13 protein-coding genes and 2 tRNA genes are annotated in these 15,139 nt (G+C 53.5%); 8 read left to right on the plus strand and 7 right to left on the minus strand.

Annotated features, from left to right (window positions below):
• Positions 1-15: 15 nt before the first annotated feature.
• Complete coding sequence (gene ygfZ / locus JF44_RS0108185; protein WP_033068479.1) at positions 16-930, plus strand: CAF17-like 4Fe-4S cluster assembly/insertion protein YgfZ; 915 nt, start codon at positions 16-18, stop codon at positions 928-930.
• 141 nt (positions 931-1,071) lie between these two features.
• On the plus strand, positions 1,072-1,746 hold the full coding sequence (locus JF44_RS0108190) for a hypothetical protein (RefSeq protein ID WP_033068480.1): 675 nt from the start codon (positions 1,072-1,074) through the stop codon (positions 1,744-1,746).
• A gap of 63 nt (positions 1,747-1,809) precedes the next feature.
• Here JF44_RS0108190 and ppdK read toward each other — a convergent pair whose 3' ends face one another.
• The 6 genes from ppdK to JF44_RS0108220 all read right to left on the minus strand — a co-directional run bounded on the left by ppdK (position 1,810) and on the right by JF44_RS0108220 (position 9,178).
• Positions 1,810-4,470 carry a pyruvate, phosphate dikinase gene (gene ppdK / locus JF44_RS0108195; RefSeq protein WP_033068481.1) on the minus strand — a complete coding sequence of 887 codons (2,661 nt, stop codon included), beginning with the start codon at positions 4,468-4,470 and terminating at the stop codon, positions 1,810-1,812.
• Between the two features lie 77 nt (positions 4,471-4,547).
• On the minus strand, positions 4,548-6,611 hold the full coding sequence (glyS, locus tag JF44_RS0108200; protein ID WP_033068482.1) for a glycine--tRNA ligase subunit beta: 2,064 nt from the start codon (positions 6,609-6,611) through the stop codon (positions 4,548-4,550).
• Between the two features lie 3 nt (positions 6,612-6,614).
• Positions 6,615-7,505, minus strand: a complete 891-nt coding sequence (locus JF44_RS0108205; RefSeq protein WP_033068483.1) for a glycine--tRNA ligase subunit alpha — start codon at positions 7,503-7,505, stop codon at positions 6,615-6,617.
• Positions 7,506-7,778: 273 nt separating this feature from the next.
• Positions 7,779-8,003: a hypothetical protein gene (locus tag JF44_RS0108210; RefSeq protein ID WP_033068484.1), complete on the minus strand. Its 225-nt coding sequence runs from the start codon at positions 8,001-8,003 to the stop codon at positions 7,779-7,781.
• 75 nt (positions 8,004-8,078) lie between these two features.
• A complete protein-coding gene (locus tag JF44_RS0108215) occupies positions 8,079-8,864 on the minus strand; it encodes a tRNA1(Val) (adenine(37)-N6)-methyltransferase (protein WP_052065598.1) in 786 nt (261 codons plus the stop codon).
• A gap of 47 nt (positions 8,865-8,911) precedes the next feature.
• Positions 8,912-9,178: a putative signal transducing protein gene (locus JF44_RS0108220; RefSeq protein WP_033068485.1), complete on the minus strand. Its 267-nt coding sequence runs from the start codon at positions 9,176-9,178 to the stop codon at positions 8,912-8,914.
• A 252-nt stretch (positions 9,179-9,430) separates the two neighbouring features.
• Here JF44_RS0108220 and JF44_RS0108225 point away from each other — a divergent pair, with 252 nt between their 5' ends.
• From JF44_RS0108225 to JF44_RS0108235, 3 genes are all read left to right on the plus strand, one after another.
• Positions 9,431-10,468, plus strand: coding sequence for a polyprenyl synthetase family protein (locus JF44_RS0108225; protein ID WP_033068605.1), 1,038 nt, complete (start codon positions 9,431-9,433; stop codon positions 10,466-10,468).
• 110 nt (positions 10,469-10,578) lie between these two features.
• Positions 10,579-10,655: transfer RNA gene (locus JF44_RS0108230), tRNA-Pro, on the plus strand.
• 176 nt (positions 10,656-10,831) lie between these two features.
• Positions 10,832-10,908: transfer RNA gene (locus tag JF44_RS0108235), tRNA-Pro, on the plus strand.
• Between the two features lie 78 nt (positions 10,909-10,986).
• On the opposite strand, the gene JF44_RS0108240 is transcribed toward JF44_RS0108235, so the two are convergent.
• Positions 10,987-11,538: a hypothetical protein gene (locus JF44_RS0108240; protein ID WP_033068486.1), complete on the minus strand. Its 552-nt coding sequence runs from the start codon at positions 11,536-11,538 to the stop codon at positions 10,987-10,989.
• Between the two features lie 410 nt (positions 11,539-11,948).
• On the opposite strand from JF44_RS0108240, the gene JF44_RS0108245 reads away from it, so the two are divergent.
• The 3 genes from JF44_RS0108245 (at position 11,949) to JF44_RS0108255 (ending at position 15,118) form a co-directional block, all read left to right on the plus strand.
• Entirely contained in the window at positions 11,949-13,010 is a 1,062-nt protein-coding gene (locus JF44_RS0108245) for a TRAP transporter substrate-binding protein (protein ID WP_052065599.1), read from the plus strand.
• Between the two features lie 110 nt (positions 13,011-13,120).
• Positions 13,121-13,705: a TRAP transporter small permease subunit gene (locus JF44_RS0108250; RefSeq protein WP_033068487.1), complete on the plus strand. Its 585-nt coding sequence runs from the start codon at positions 13,121-13,123 to the stop codon at positions 13,703-13,705.
• A gap of 21 nt (positions 13,706-13,726) precedes the next feature.
• Positions 13,727-15,118, plus strand: coding sequence for a TRAP transporter large permease (locus JF44_RS0108255; protein ID WP_033068488.1), 1,392 nt, complete (start codon positions 13,727-13,729; stop codon positions 15,116-15,118).
• Positions 15,119-15,139: the final 21 nt, after the last annotated feature.

Raw genomic sequence — 15,139 nt, forward strand, 5'->3', positions numbered from 1 at the left:
CGGAGCCCGTAAAATATGAGCGAGACTTATTACACCCTTTTGGCGGACCGTGCCGTAATCCGCGTGAGCGGCCCTGACCGGGTTAGCTTTCTGCAAGGACTGGTGTCAAACAACATCGAAACCATCACCGCAAACACATCAGGCTACGGCGCTCTTCTGACGCCGCAAGGCAAATTCCTGTTTGATTTCTTTGTTTATCAACAAGATGAAGAAAGCCTGCTGATCGAATGCGAGCGCGGCGAGGACGGTGCACGTGCGGCCGAATTGTTCAAAAAACTGCGCATGTATAAGCTACGTGCCAAGGCAGAACTGACCGACGTTTCTGACAGTTACGATGTTGTCGCTGTCTTTGGTTCAGATGCGCTTGCCTCCCTGTCACTGGATGCAACACCCGGCGCAACCGCACAAATGGCAAATGGAATCAAGGCCGTTGATCCACGGCTTGCTGAAATGGGCGCACGTGTATTGCTTCCGAAAAATGCGCTTGCCGAAATGGCCGCCATCGGCGCGCAGGAAAGCGACGAGGAAACTTATCACCAATTGCGTGTGTCACTTGGCGTTCCCAATGGCAGCGAGGAACTTGAAGTCGAAAAATCCATCCTGCTTGAAAGCGGCTTTGAGGAACTTGGTGGTGTTGACTTCAAAAAGGGTTGCTATATGGGCCAGGAACTTACCGCCCGTACAAAATACCGCGGCCTTGTAAGGAAACGCCTGCTACCGATCCAGATTGATGGTCCAGCACCGGCTGTCGGTACCGCGATCATGAATGGAGACAAGGAAGCCGGGATAATTCGGTCCGTGCATGGCAACGGTGGCATTGCCTTGATCCGACTGGAACGGATTGGTGATGACGCAGACTTGCGGGCAGAAGGTGCGAAAATCACCGTAACGGTGCCACACTGGGTCCAACTGCCGGAAAACGCAGCCTGACCTGCCGCGCGAAACAAACCAGAACGTCGATCACGGGTCCCGTCTGACGGGGCCCGTTTTGCATTCCAACCTGTTTCATTGACCAAATAGTGCCTATGTTTAGGGTCAGGACCCTAAAAGACCGCAAAACAGGGAACAACAATGAAGACCCGCAACGCCGCCGTTTGTCTGATGATCGCAATACTTGGTTTGGGCGCAATGACTGTCGCGCCCTCCGTCGCTGCGGCGCAACAACGTGCCCCGGATCTAAGCGACGTCCCTGTATCTGATATGACGATTGCCGAGGCCGAAAAGGAACTTGCGACCATCACGCAGGCTTACAACCGCAAAGGCCATCAGGTCAAACAGATGGCACTTGGTACGTTGCTTCGGTTCTATTCGCAAAAAATTGTCCCATGCGGATCAATCGTTACCAGCGTGCGTGATTGCCTGGATCACCAGTGGCCCGACCTTAAGAACTATCCGGGGCATTTTCTGGGACCGGATGAAAACATGGCCCTTGAGCCAACCATCGCGCAGGCCCGCATGACAGAGGAAAACTACCTTGATGCGGTCGAACGGCTCAATATGTTGCTTCGGGCGGTTCGTTATGAAAGCACGCTTGCCGCTGAAGACCGGTATCGAGACCGACTTGGTGCCGTAATCAGCCATTTGACAGAACTGCGCGAGGCGGAATTTCATAACCGCCTTCTCTATGAGAAAATATTCAAGATCGGCGGCATTATTTTGTTGCTTCTGGGCCTGTCGGTGGGTGGCATGCTGGTGATGAAACACATTGCGCAGCGCAATGCGCCGTCATCATCGAGCAAAAAATAACGGCAACGGGATGCCCGTTGCCGTTAATTGTTTATGCTCAAACGTCGATATTACATGCGACGACTATTTACCAAGTGCTGCCTGTGCAGCGGCAAGACGGGCAATCGGCACCCGGTATGGCGAACAGGAAACGTAATCCAACCCTTGCGCCTCGCAGAAGGCAATTGACGCCGGATCACCGCCATGTTCACCACAGATACCCAGTTTGATATCGTCACGCGTTGCCCTGCCTCGTTCTGCAGCAATGGCCACCAGTTCGCCCACACCTTCCTGATCAAGTGATACAAACGGATCACCTGCAAAAATGTCCTTGGCGATATAGGTATCAAGGAAACGCGACGCATCGTCGCGCGACAGACCAAAAGTGGTCTGGGTCAGATCGTTGGTGCCAAAGCTGAAGAATTCGGCTTCTTCAGCGATTTCACCGGCCCGTAGCGCGGCGCGTGGCAATTCGATCATCGTACCAACCAGATACTTCAGCTTGGCACCTTTTTCATCTTCGACCTCTGCTGCCACCTTGATAATCGCGGCCTTCAGGATTTCAAGCTCCTTCTTGCCAACAATCAGCGGGATCATGATTTCCGGAATGACCGGATCTCCACCGTCTTTTGATACCTCTATCGCAGCTTCAAAGATGGCACGTGCCTGCATCTCGTAAATTTCCGGATAGCTTATCCCCAAACGACAACCACGATGGCCCAGCATCGGGTTGGCTTCAGCAAGATCAAGCAAGCGGCGCTTGACGATGGCTTCCGAAACGCCGGCGGCGTTTGCTACTTCGGCGACTTCAGCATCACCGTGCGGCAAGAATTCATGAAGCGGCGGATCAAGCAACCGGATGGTAACCGGAAGCCCTTTCATGATCCGGAACAGGTCGATAAAGTCCTGACGCTGATAAGGCAGCAGTTTGGCAAGCGCTGTACGACGGCCCTTCTCAGTCTCTGCCAGGATCATCTCGCGCATGGAAATGATGCGTTCCGGATCAAAGAACATATGCTCTGTTCGGCAAAGGCCAATGCCCTCTGCCCCGAAACCGCGTGCAGTTTCAGCTTCTTCCGGGGTTTCGGCATTCGTGCGGATTTTAAGTCGACGGAGCACATCCGCCCATTCCATGAGCTGCGAGAAATCACCGGAAAGATCAGGTTTCAGGGTCGCAACTTCGCCAAGCATCACTTCGCCGGTTGCCCCATCAAGAGTGATGACATCGCCCTCATTCAGGGTCACACCACCAGACATCATGGTCTTATTCGCATAATCGATCTTGATGGCACCGGCACCGCACACGCAAGGTGTTCCCATGCCACGGGCAACTACGGCCGCATGGCTGGTCATGCCCCCGCGCGATGTCAGAATACCCTGGGCGGCATGCATGCCCGCTATGTCTTCGGGGCTTGTTTCGATGCGTACTAGAACAACCTTGCGGCCCTTGCCTGCCCATTCTTCGGCGACCTCGGCGGAAAAGACAATCTGCCCGGATGCCGCACCGGGGGACGCCGGAAGGCCCATACCAACGACCTTGCGCGCCGCGTCGGGATCAAGGGTGGGATGGAGCAATTGATCGAGTTGTGCCGGGTCAACGCGCCTAATGGCATCTTCCTTGGAAATCACACCATCACGGCACATTTCAACCGCGATCCGCAAAGCTGCCTTTGCCGTGCGTTTTCCCGCACGGGTCTGAAGCATGTAAAGCTTGCCCGATTCAACGGTGAATTCCATGTCTTGCATGTCACGATAATGGGATTCAAGCTTTGCGCGGATATCGCAAAGTTCCTTGAAAACACCAGGCATGGCAGCTTCCATCGAAACAAGGTCCGAACCGGATTCCTGTTTTTCGATTTCAGTCAGCGGTGCGGGCGTACGAATGCCCGCAACAACGTCTTCGCCCTGCGCATTGATCAGATATTCGCCGTAGAAACGGTCCTCACCGGTAGATGGATTGCGCGAGAAGCAAACACCCGTCGCACAGTCATCTCCCATATTGCCAAAGACCATGGCTTGGACGTTAACCGCCGTGCCCCAGCTTGCCGGAATGTTATGCAAACGACGATAGGTATTGGCACGCGCATTCATCCAGCTGCCAAATACTGCCCCGATCGCCCCCCAAAGCTGCTCACGCGGATCCTGCGGGAAGGGTTCACCCAGTTCGGTTTTGACTTTCTTTTTAAAGGCCTCGACGACTTCGGCCCAGTCATCTGCCGCCATCTCGGTATCAAGGGTAACGCCCTTGTCTTCCTTGATGGTCTCAAGAATGTCTTCAAAGTGATAGTGATCAACACCAAGGACCACATCGCCATACATCTGAATGAAACGGCGGTAACTGTCATAGGCAAAGCGGCGGTCGCCCGATACGGATGCTAACGCTTCGACCGTTTCGTCATTCAGGCCAAGGTTCAAAACCGTATCCATCATGCCAGGCATGGAAGCCCGGGCACCGGAACGCACTGATACAAGAAGGGGATCTTTGGCATCGCCGAATGCGCGACCAACCAATTTTTCAACGGCTGCCAGCGCGCTTTCGACTTCAGAGTTCAAACCATCTGGGTAAGCACGGTCATTGTCGTAAAATGCCGTGCAGACTTCGGTTGTAATGGTAAAGCCAGGCGGGACCGGAAGTCCGAGATTGCTCATCTCGGCAAGGTTGGCCCCCTTCCCGCCCAGAAGTTCACGCATATCCGAACGGCCCTCGGCGCTACCGCCACCGAAACCGTAAACCCATTTGGTCATCTTGCCTTTTCCTCATCTGGTCACGGCCGTTTGGGCCGCTCCCCAGGATGGGGAAAAGCCCCGAAACCCTGACCTATTTACGACTCGATCTTCGAGAAGTCGGCAATATCATGCAACGCAGTTCGAATTTGCGCCAACAACTTCAAGCGGTTGGCACGTTCGTCAGCATTATCGCTATTGACCGTGACTTTTTCGAAGAATGCATCGACCGGTTCACGCAACCGCGCAAATTCGGTCATTGCCGCGGCATAATCCTCGTCACGCAGAAGTGGCAAGGCCTTGTGCCGGACATCGATGAGCGCCTCATAAAGCTTGCGTTCTTCTTCCTGGCTCAGAAGATCCGCGGAAACGTCCGCGTCAAAGGACGTGCCGTCCTTTTTCTCTTCGATGCGCAGGATATTTGACGCACGCTTGTATCCGGCCATCAGGTTGACGCCGCTTTCGCCAGAGACAAAATCGGAAAGCGCTTCAACACGGGCCAACAGGCGGACAAGATCGTCCTCGCCATCTAGCGCAAATACGGCCGACACCAGATCATGGCGCACGCCCTTCTCACGCAGATGGACTTTTAGGCGGTCAGCAAAGAAGGCCAAAAGGTCTTCAACTGCTTCGTCTCTACGAATATCTGCCGGGTACTGGGAAACTGCATAGGTAAAGACGCGTCGCAGTGGCAAACGCAAACCGTTTTCCAGAACCAGACGAATAACACCCAATGCCGCACGACGCAGCGCAAACGGGTCTTTTGAACCAGTCGGCTTTTCATCGATGGTAAAGAATCCGGCGAGGGTATCGAGTTTTTCAGCCAAGGCCAAAGCAACCGAAACCGGTGCGGTCGGACACATGTCCGACGGGCCGGCTGGTGCATAATGCTCGGCAATGGCATTGGCGACTTCGGGGGCTTCGCCGTCATTCTCGGCGTAGTATTTACCCATCAGCCCCTGAAGTTCGGTGAATTCGAACACCATCTGCGACACCAGATCGGCCTTGCCGATTTCTGCTGCGCGATCAGCAAGTTTGACATCACAGCCCGTGATATCGGCTGACACTTCACGCGCAAGGCCCCGCAGGCGCAAAACACGCTCGGCCAAGGAGCCGAGTTTGGCGTGGAAGACGATGTTATCAAGTTTCGGCAGACGCGATTGCAGCGTCACTTTCCGATCCTGATCCCAGAAGAACTTGGCATCATGCAGACGGGCACGCAAAACACGCTCGTTCCCGGCGATGATCTTGGCGTTATTGTCTGCGGTCACCATGTTCGAAATCGTGATGAAACGCGCGGCCAGTTTGCCGTTCTTGTCTTCGACCACGAAATATTTCTGATGTTCACGCATGGAAGTTTCAAGAACCTCACGCGGGATATCCATGAACTGGTCATCGACCTTGCCCATCACCGGCACCGGCCATTCGACCAGACCACAGACTTCTTCCAGAAGCCCGTTGTCTTCCAGAAGCTCGAAACCTTCGGCGTTGGCGAGTTTTTTGGCCCCATCCAGAATGACCTGTTTGCGTTCTTCACGGTCAAGCATGACCTTGGCTGCACGCAGTTTTTCCTTGTAGTCAGCAGCATTGGCAACGCTGAATTCTGCCGGTGCCAAGAAGCGATGACCACTGGTCGCATCACTTGCGGTGACCGGCCCATAGGTGACCGGGATAACCTTACCATCAAACAGGCACAGGATGCGGTCAAGTTGACGCACCCAGCGGATTTTCTGATCTGCCCACCGCATGGATTTCGGCCAAGGCAGTTTATTCATTGCCTCTTCGATAATGTCCTTGATGACATCAGAAGCCGGGCGGCCTTTTTGCTCAACAATAGCAAACAGGAATGTGCCTTTGGGCATTTCGCGTTTTTCGCACTGATCAAGCGTCACGCCATTGCTCGCAAGGAAGCCATTGATGGCCTTTTCCGGTGCGTCAGCACGCGGACCACGGCGTTCTTCACGCAGATCAGGCTGCTTTTCCGGAAGACCATCAACGATCACGGTTAGGCGACGCGGAGTCACCAGTGCCTCGACGTTATCAAATGCAAGATCAGCGGCCTTCAGGCCATCTGTCACCAGTTTCGATAGGTCCTGGGCTGCACGCGCCTGCATGCGGGCCGGGATTTCTTCGGAAAACAGTTCAAGCAGCAATTCGGCCATAACTTATGCCTCCTCTTTCAAATGGCCGCGCGAGCGCAGCCATGCTTCGCAGCAGGATTTCGACATGTCACGAACACGACCTATATAGGCCGCACGTTCGGTAACGGAAATCACACCGCGCGCATCAAGGAGGTTAAACAGATGGGAGGCTTTCATCGCCTGCTCATAGGCCGGCAATGCAAGACCACGTTCGATATTCACAGCACATTCAGCCTGGGCATCCTTGAAATGCTGGAACAACATATCGGTGTTGGCGACTTCAAAGTTATAGGTCGATTGTTCCACTTCGTTTTGCAGGAACACATCGCCATAGCTGACACCCTGACCATTGTAATCAAGGTCATAGACGTTTTCGACGCCCTGAATGTACATCGCCAAACGTTCAAGACCATAGGTGAGTTCGACCGGAACCGGGTTGCATTCAAAACCACCGACCTGCTGGAAATAGGTGAACTGGGTGACTTCCATACCATCAAGCCAGACTTCCCAGCCAAGGCCCCATGCGCCCAGTGTCGGGCTTTCCCAGTCATCCTCGACAAAGCGGATGTCATGGGCCATCGGGTCAATGCCTAGATGTTTAAGCGAGCCAAGATACAATTCCTGTGAATTGCTTGGCGACGGCTTCATGATCACCTGGAACTGGTAATAATGCTGCAGACGGTTCGGGTTTTCGCCATAACGACCATCGGTCGGGCGACGGGACGGCTGAACATAAGCTGCATTCCAGCTTTCCGGCCCCAACGCGCGCAAAGTCGTCGCGGTGTGGAAGGTACCGGCACCGACTTCCAAGTCATAAGGCTGAAGGATGACACACCCCTGTTCGGCCCAATAGCTTTGCAGTCGAAGAATGATTTCCTGGAATGAAGGGGGACGTTGCGACCCGTCGAGCGCCATGGCGCGAACTCTCTATTACTGTTGTACGTAAATTTAGTGCGGCAAGCTACCGCCCTGCCCCCTTGCGGTCAAGGAGGCAAAAGCCCTGAGACACGCCGAATTTGCAACCCTTGTATCAAGCGCTTCGATCTTATGCCGCATCGCAACAACATAGATCATCAATAACAGCGGAAATTCCAAGACAAAATCGCGCCTCTTGCCCCAAAGTCTTATGCCCGGGGTTAACCACACCGCGCCACGGCGTAATGATACTAAAATGGGACGCAGGGCCGATCAGCCGTCGCAGCGGTGCGCGTTGCCTTCTGCGTGGTAAACACTGCAACTCGGGCATTTTTCCATTTCCTGCGCCACCGGCTTGGCCTGGCTTTTCTTTTGGTGGCGGGTTTGCTTTGGTTGTTCGTTGCTGGAAACCTGTTTGCCTCGGTTAAACAGCTTGAAGCCCTGCCAGACGACAACGACGACCAACGCGGTAAAGATGATTTTCGAGAAACTCAGCATTTCAGGTCCCAAAGCACGAATTTTTCTGCGGCATGCGCCACAGCCAAGACGTCCTTATATTCAAGTTCCATCCAATTAGAAACCGGGTAATGCCAAGGGTTGGCGCAACAGATTATCTGTTTGCAGCAAATAGGCCCCGTCAGCGTCATGCAAAACGATGCCACGGCGCATGGCAAGCGGCGACGCGACACCTTTGCGGGCCGAGACAATCACGCGCAATGGGGCGTCTGCGTTAGCCTTGCTCCAAATCGGATAAACGGTCATATCACCGGCGCGTCCATGTAAAAGGCCAATGATCCGGTCAAGGTGATCGGCACGATGCACCAATGTAACACGGCCCTTCTGACGCACCATCTTTAGGCAAAAATTGATCCAGCCCCGAAGGTCCGCTGTGCCCTCCTGATGGGCCTTGGCCCGGCTTTCATTGCTTGGACGCGTTCCCCCGGCATAGTAGGGCGGATTTGAAATAACCTGATCAAAGCTTTCAGCAACCAAGGGCAGGTCAGGATCATTAATATCGCCATGGACCGGCATCACCCTGCCCGCGAAATCATTTTCCATCACATTGCGACAGAACAGCGCATAAAGATCATCTTGCAACTCGACACCGGTGATCTTTGCCGCCTCAAGCCGACGGGCAACACACAGGCCCGCCGATCCCACCGCTGCCCCGACGTCGAGTATTTTCTCGTCCCGTCGCGAATGGATGGAAACCGATGCTGCCAGCAATACCGCATCAACCGCCGCCCGATATCCATCAACGGGCTGCTTCAGTGTCACCGATCCGCCCAGCAGATAGTCATGACTGATCCGCTCTTCGGGAAAATCGGGCACATCAATGCTTGCGACTGCACTTGCCATCCATCGTTCCTGATTGCCGTTTCGGGCCAAAGACTGCTTGGCGAATTTCAGGCCCCATTATCAGATGCCAATGCATCCGATGCTTCTTGGGCTGCGTTATGCGCATCAAGCTCGCGTCTGGCAATATCAAGAATGTATTTTGCCCGACTTTCCTCTTCGCCATCCACCATCAAACGCCGTGGCAAGGCACCAATCGATCCTTCGATGATACTGGCATGAAAGTCAAAGATATGGCTTGATATCCCCTCATCGGCCAGTACCGATTGCGCCCAGCTTAGTTCGATTGGATCGTTGCTGCGAAAGAGTTCGATCATCTGTTATTCCCTTTGGCTGTGGCGTTGTTCGGCATTTGATTTCATACGCGGCGAAATCCGTCCCGTGACATTATCAGTATAATGTAGGGGCTTGCGGGGGTGATTTGCAAAACTCCATTGAGAAAATGGCAAATTACCTTCTGTTTCCAGCAGGTGTGAACCGCATTTGTCCACTTGACCACAACTGCTTGGCCTATCTATGTTGAGGCCGCCTGCTGTTATTTGCAATCTTCGCCCATGCAGGCAGCGAAGATGCCATTTGAGAAGTCGGAATACAGCGTGACCAATACCGCACCGCAGACCAAGACTGAGCCAAGCCTTGATTCACTGATCGACCTTGTCGACGCAGATATGAAACGCGTCAACCAGGTGATCATCGACAACATGCACAGCGAAGTCGCCCTGATTCCGCAATTGGCCACCCACCTTGTTGCGGCCGGCGGCAAACGCATGCGCCCGATGCTGACATTGGCATCCGCACAGCTTTGTGGATATGGCGACGGCCCGGATGCCGTTGATCTTGCAGCCTGTGTCGAATTCATCCACACCGCAACGCTTCTTCATGATGATGTCGTGGATGAAAGCCTGCTGCGGCGTGGCCAGGCATCGGCCAATGCGCTGTTTGGCAACGAAGCCAGTGTACTGGTGGGTGATTTTCTGTTTGCGCGCGCCTTTGTCGTGATGGTGAAAACCGGTTCGCTGCGTGTTCTTGATATTCTTGCGCAGGCATCCGCGGTAATTGCCGAAGGCGAAGTGCTTCAGCTTTCAACAGCCAACGACATGGGCACCTCGGAAGAATCCTATCTTGAAGTCATCACGGCGAAAACCGCTGCCCTGTTTGGGGCCGCATCCCAAATCGGTGCCGTGATTGCCAATCGTTCGCCCGAAGACGAAGAAGCGCTGCGCCTTTACGGCATCTATCTTGGCACGGCCTTCCAGTTGATTGACGACGTTCTGGATTACTCCGCCCATCAGGCAACACTTGGCAAAACTGTTGGTGATGATTTCCGCGACGGCAAGGTTACCCTTCCGGTGATCATTTCCTATGCCAAGGGTGATGCCGACGAAAAAGCCTTCTGGCGTCGCTGCATGGAAGATCAGGATTTCAAGGACGGCGATCTGGACCGTGCGCAGGAATTGATCCGCAAATACAACGCACTTGATGCGTCGATGGACCGTGCCCGTGAATTTGGTCAGATGGCAATCGAGACCCTGACGTGCTTTGAAGATGGTCCGATCAAGGATGCCATGATCGAAGCCGTCGAATTTTGCATTTCACGCCCGTACTAAGAACCTGACCAACTGATATTCTCTTTGTGCATGCCGGGGTCGCGGCAGTTGACACAAAAATATCTTGCGTCGCCTGCGATAAACCATTATCACCCGGCTTCGCAGAATGACGGAGCGTAGCTCAGCCTGGTAGAGCACTGTCTTCGGGAGGCAGGGGTCGGAGGTTCGAATCCTCTCGCTCCGACCATCATTCAAAGGCCCTGAAACAGTTCGCTGTTTCGGGGCCTTTTGCGTTTCAATCCGTTTTTCCTCACGGCCCGGCAGCAACACCCGGGATGATTTCCAAACCGACATTTTTTCGTCCAAAATGGCCGGTTTATGCTTGATCCGCACCAAAAGAAGAGCTAAACCTCCGCCCACTGACGGAGCGTAGCTCAGCCTGGTAGAGCACTGTCTTCGGGAGGCAGGGGTCGGAGGTTCGAATCCTCTCGCTCCGACCATCAGTCGGGCGGTCTTTCATTGAAAGATCGCCCGTTTTATTTTCCACGCTGATTTGCACTGTTTCCAAGCTTCACGCGCTAAAATTTGGCGAGCATCCTTGCGATGTTGCGCAAACGGGCCGCCACGGCCCCCTTTTCAACATCAAGCGCAGCCGTAACGCGCGACGTATACTCGGCGATATGCTGTGCGGTCGCATCACTTGCCCTAAGTAGCTCAAACTCCCCTTGCCAAGACCATGCCCGAACGAATTTGTGGCGACTTTGATGCCCTTTATCGATCAATTGCTGCCAGACGTGCTTCTGCGCCCTTGTCGCAAATGCCAAATCTGCCTTTATCATTGGCATAATCTGTAACAGATGAAGATGGCTGTTTGCATCGGCCATCAAAGCACCAAATAAGTCCGCTTCTGAAAGTGCGTGATTAAGGCCGTAAAAATCAATCACACCACCCTGCTCAAGATGGTGTTTTAAAAGCCATGTCGCAGCCTGTTGGGCTTCTGGCACCTGCAAGGCATCAACCAGTTGGTTTGCAAAATCGGTGCTTTGGGCCTGCGCCTGATAGATATCGAGCAACAACACGGTCGATTTGCCATCCCATGACGATATTGCATGTGCAAAGTCAGCTTCCAAAACACACCTCCTAAAAATCAGCGCACACAAACATCACGCAAATTACCCCGCCACGCGCGCCATCGAATCTCCACACAAAAAATGGGGTTGATTGCACTAAATGGCGCTAAAGGGCGAAGAACATGGCCCTTTTTACTTTAACAAATAGTCGAAGATTGGGCCCCCACCAAATGCGCATTTACGTGCGCAAATCCTGCTTTCATGCCGTATTGCAAGAGATTTTTTACGCACCCGCAAAGATATTTTCTTGCGTAAACGATGAAACAAACTTGCTCATACTTGCGAAATACGCTTATGCTTCGCCCTGCAACATAAGAAACGGGGAGAAAACCGCCCAATAATAAAAGCAAAAGGCGGTGGTCGGCCTCACGTGGTATTACCAATTTCGGACTTCTTAGGGAGGAAGACGAATGACTTTTTCTAAAGTGCTTAAATCAGCAACCTGTGCTGCCGTTCTTGCTGCGGCTGCATTTACCGCAGCGCCTTCTGATGCGGATGCTCAGGAACGTGTCCGTTGGAAAATGGGCTCCACCTATCCGGGCAGCCTGACTCAACTTGGTACGCTTGGTAAACGTGTCGATGACAAGATCGACGAGGTTTCCGGTGGCAACATCAACATCAAATTCTTCGAACCGGGTGCACTTGTACCAGCCCTTGAAGTATTCGATGCCGTTTCGACCGGCTCGATTGATGCGGCATTCTCCACCCCGGGGTACTGGGCTGGTAAAGTTCCGGCACTTCAACTGTTCGGTGCAGTTCCGTTCGGCCCGCAGGCTGGTGAATATCTGGCATGGGTCAAGTTTGGCGGCGGCCAGGAAATCTTTGACGAACTTTATGCCGAGCACGGCATCAAGTCACTGTTCTGTGGCCTGATCGCACCGGAAGCTTCGGGCTGGTTCTCCAAGGAAATCAACTCGCCAGAAGACCTCAATGGCCTGAAAATGCGCTTCTTCGGTCTTGGCGCAAAGGTCATGGAAAAGCTTGGCGTTTCGACCCAGCTTCTGTCGGCTGGTGACATTTACCCGGCGCTTGAACTTGGCACCATTGATGCCACCGAATTCTCCATGCCGGCGATTGACCTGAAACTCGGCTTCCATCAGGTCGCGAAATACTATTACTTCCCAGGCTGGCATCAGCAGTCGACCCTGTTCGATCTGATGATGAACAAGGAAAAGTGGGACGCCCTTACCGATACGCAGCGGGCCCAGATCGAGTCCGTTTGTAACGACAACCTTGCATACGGTTTCGCCGAAGGTGAAGCGATCCAGTTCAGCGCTCTGAAAGAACTTCAGGAAAAAGGCGTGAACATCAAGAAATGGTCGCCTGAGATGCTGGCAACCATGCGTGGTGCCTGGGAAGAAGTAGCCACCGAACTTTCGGCAGAAGATGCCAAGTTCAAAATGGCTTACGAAAGCCTCCAGAGCTTCCGTGCAGATTACAAGATCTGGAAAGATATCGGCTATCTCGACTAATCCAACAGGTCTGAACGACTGTTAATCCAGTCGACAAAAACAAATCTCGGCAAGGCCGGGTGCCAAGTGCCCCGGCCTTGACCGCGATAAGAAGACCCGGGAGACCTTCTATGGAAGCGCTACTGAAATTTAGTGACGGCATTGATACCATCGTAACCCGCGTGGGCAAGCTTGCATCCCTGCTTGCGGTTCCGTTGATGTTCGTCATCATTTACGACGTTATCCAACGTAAATTTGGTGGTCAGGGCTCCATCAAGCTTCAGGAGCTTGAATGGCATCTGCATACCGGCCTCTTTATGTTGTGTTTTGGGTTCGCCTATATTCGCGACTCACACGTTCGTATTGAACTTATTCGTGACAACCTGCGCCCCCGCACCCGTGCCATCATTGAGATGCTCGGTGGCATCATTTGTGTTTTGCCATTCTGTGCGTTGGTGCTGTACTTCGGTTTTGACTTTGTTGCGCGATCCTTTGCCAATAACGAGGTTTCAGCCGCAACCACTGGCCTGACCCATCGCTGGATCATCAAATCGACCATTCCCATCGGCTTTGGCCTTCTCGCCATGGCGGGGCTTTCGGTTTTCCTGAAATGCTTCGTCTTTGTCTTTGGCCCGACCAACCTGCACCAGCGTGCCGGGTACTATGTCGGCACTCACCACGCAGATCTTGGCGACGTTGCCAAGCTCGACGACTAAGCCGAACGGGGATCAATCCAAATGGGTAACTTCTATATCGAAGACTGGTTTCCGCTGTTCATGTTTGCCTCGCTCGGCATGCTTGTCTTCACGGGACTTCCAGTCGCCTTCGTCATTTCCGGCATCGGGATCGGCTTTGGCTTCCTCGGCCTGGCCTATGACATTTTTTCCTTTGTTGAATTTTTCAATATCGTTTCACGTATCTGGGGTGGCATCGCCGAAAACATGGTGATGGTTGCCGTGCCGATGTTCATCTATATGGGCACGATGCTTGAGAAAAGTGGTGTTGCAGAAGATCTTCTGGAATGCCTGAACATGCTGCTGCGCAAGGTTCCTGGCGGTCTTGCATTGTCCGTGACCCTGATGGGGACCATCATGGCAGCAACCACGGGCATCATCGGCGCATCGGTTGTAATGATGACGCTTCTGGCACTGCCGGTGATGTTGCGCCGTAATTATGATCCGTCACTTGCCACAGGGACAATTGCCGCATCCGGGACCTTGGGCATTTTGATTCCGCCGTCGATTATGCTGGTTCTGATGTCCGATCTTTTGTCGGTGTCGGTTGGCAACCTGTTCTTGGCCGCCATCATTCCCGGCCTCATTCTGGCCAGCCTTTATACCGTCTATATCTTTGTACGGTGTCAGCTAAATCCGTCACTTGCACCGCCGCTTCCGGAAGGTGAAGCGGTTCACGGCAAAGACCTCGCAATGATGGTGGTGCGCAGCTTCCTGCCGCCGGTCTTCCTCATTGTTCTGGTGCTGGGCTCGATCTTTGCAGGCTTTGCCACACCAACCGAGGCCGCAGGTGTTGGTGCCGTTGGCGCGACCTTCCTTGCATTGGTCAAGGGGCGCCTCAAATGGCCGGTTCTCAAGGATGTTTGCGAACGCTCCGCCCTTACCGGTGCGATGCTGTTCTTCCTGTTTGCTGGTGCGACGGTATTTTCCTATGTGTTCCGTTCGCTGGGCGGTGACGACCTAGTGATCGACCTTGTCGAAAGTGCCGGGCTGGGATCATGGGGCATTCTGCTTCTGTTGATGCTGATTGTCTTTATCCTTGGCTTCTTCTTTGACTGGGTTGAAATCACGCTGATCGTTCTGCCGATCTTTGCACCGGTCATTGCCCAACTTGATTTCGGTCATCACCTTGATATCGGTGGCCTTGAAGCAACCGAGGCACAGGTCCTGACCTGGTTTGCAGTCCTTGTTGCGGTGAACCTGCAAACAAGCTTCTTAACGCCACCCTTTGGCTTTGCGCTATTCTATCTCAAAGGCGTGGCACCGAAATCCATTTCGATCCAGCAGATCTACAAGGGCATCATTCCCTTCGTTCTCCTGCAGGTTGTTGGCTTGATCTTGGTGATGTATTTCCCGGAACTGGCACTTTGGATGCCCAACACAATCCTCGAATAGAACTGGGCACATAACACGTAA

The organism is Thalassospira australica (assembly GCF_000763295.1).
In the GTDB taxonomy this organism is placed as follows: Bacteria; Pseudomonadota; Alphaproteobacteria; order Rhodospirillales; family Thalassospiraceae; genus Thalassospira; species Thalassospira australica.

Excerpts from the sequence above, each read along its gene's own strand:
- JF44_RS0108215 (WP_052065598.1), bottom strand. The coding sequence starts at position 8,864 with ATGGCAAGTGCAGTCGCAAGCATTGATGTGCCCGATTTTCCCGAAGAG.
- JF44_RS0108205 (WP_033068483.1), bottom strand. The coding sequence starts at position 7,505 with ATGGCGCTCGACGGGTCGCAACGTCCCCCTTCATTCCAGGAAATCATT.
- JF44_RS0108210 (WP_033068484.1), bottom strand. The coding sequence starts at position 8,003 with ATGCTGAGTTTCTCGAAAATCATCTTTACCGCGTTGGTCGTCGTTGTC.
- JF44_RS0108245 (WP_052065599.1), top strand. The coding sequence starts at position 11,949 with ATGACTTTTTCTAAAGTGCTTAAATCAGCAACCTGTGCTGCCGTTCTT.
- JF44_RS0108190 (WP_033068480.1), top strand. The coding sequence starts at position 1,072 with ATGAAGACCCGCAACGCCGCCGTTTGTCTGATGATCGCAATACTTGGT.
- JF44_RS0108250 (WP_033068487.1), top strand. The coding sequence starts at position 13,121 with ATGGAAGCGCTACTGAAATTTAGTGACGGCATTGATACCATCGTAACC.
- JF44_RS0108220 (WP_033068485.1), bottom strand. The coding sequence starts at position 9,178 with ATGATCGAACTCTTTCGCAGCAACGATCCAATCGAACTAAGCTGGGCG.
- glyS (WP_033068482.1), bottom strand. The coding sequence starts at position 6,611 with ATGGCCGAATTGCTGCTTGAACTGTTTTCCGAAGAAATCCCGGCCCGC.
- ygfZ (WP_033068479.1), top strand. The coding sequence starts at position 16 with ATGAGCGAGACTTATTACACCCTTTTGGCGGACCGTGCCGTAATCCGC.
- ppdK (WP_033068481.1), bottom strand. The coding sequence starts at position 4,470 with ATGACCAAATGGGTTTACGGTTTCGGTGGCGGTAGCGCCGAGGGCCGT.
- JF44_RS0108225 (WP_033068605.1), top strand. The coding sequence starts at position 9,431 with ATGCCATTTGAGAAGTCGGAATACAGCGTGACCAATACCGCACCGCAG.
- JF44_RS0108255 (WP_033068488.1), top strand. The coding sequence starts at position 13,727 with ATGGGTAACTTCTATATCGAAGACTGGTTTCCGCTGTTCATGTTTGCC.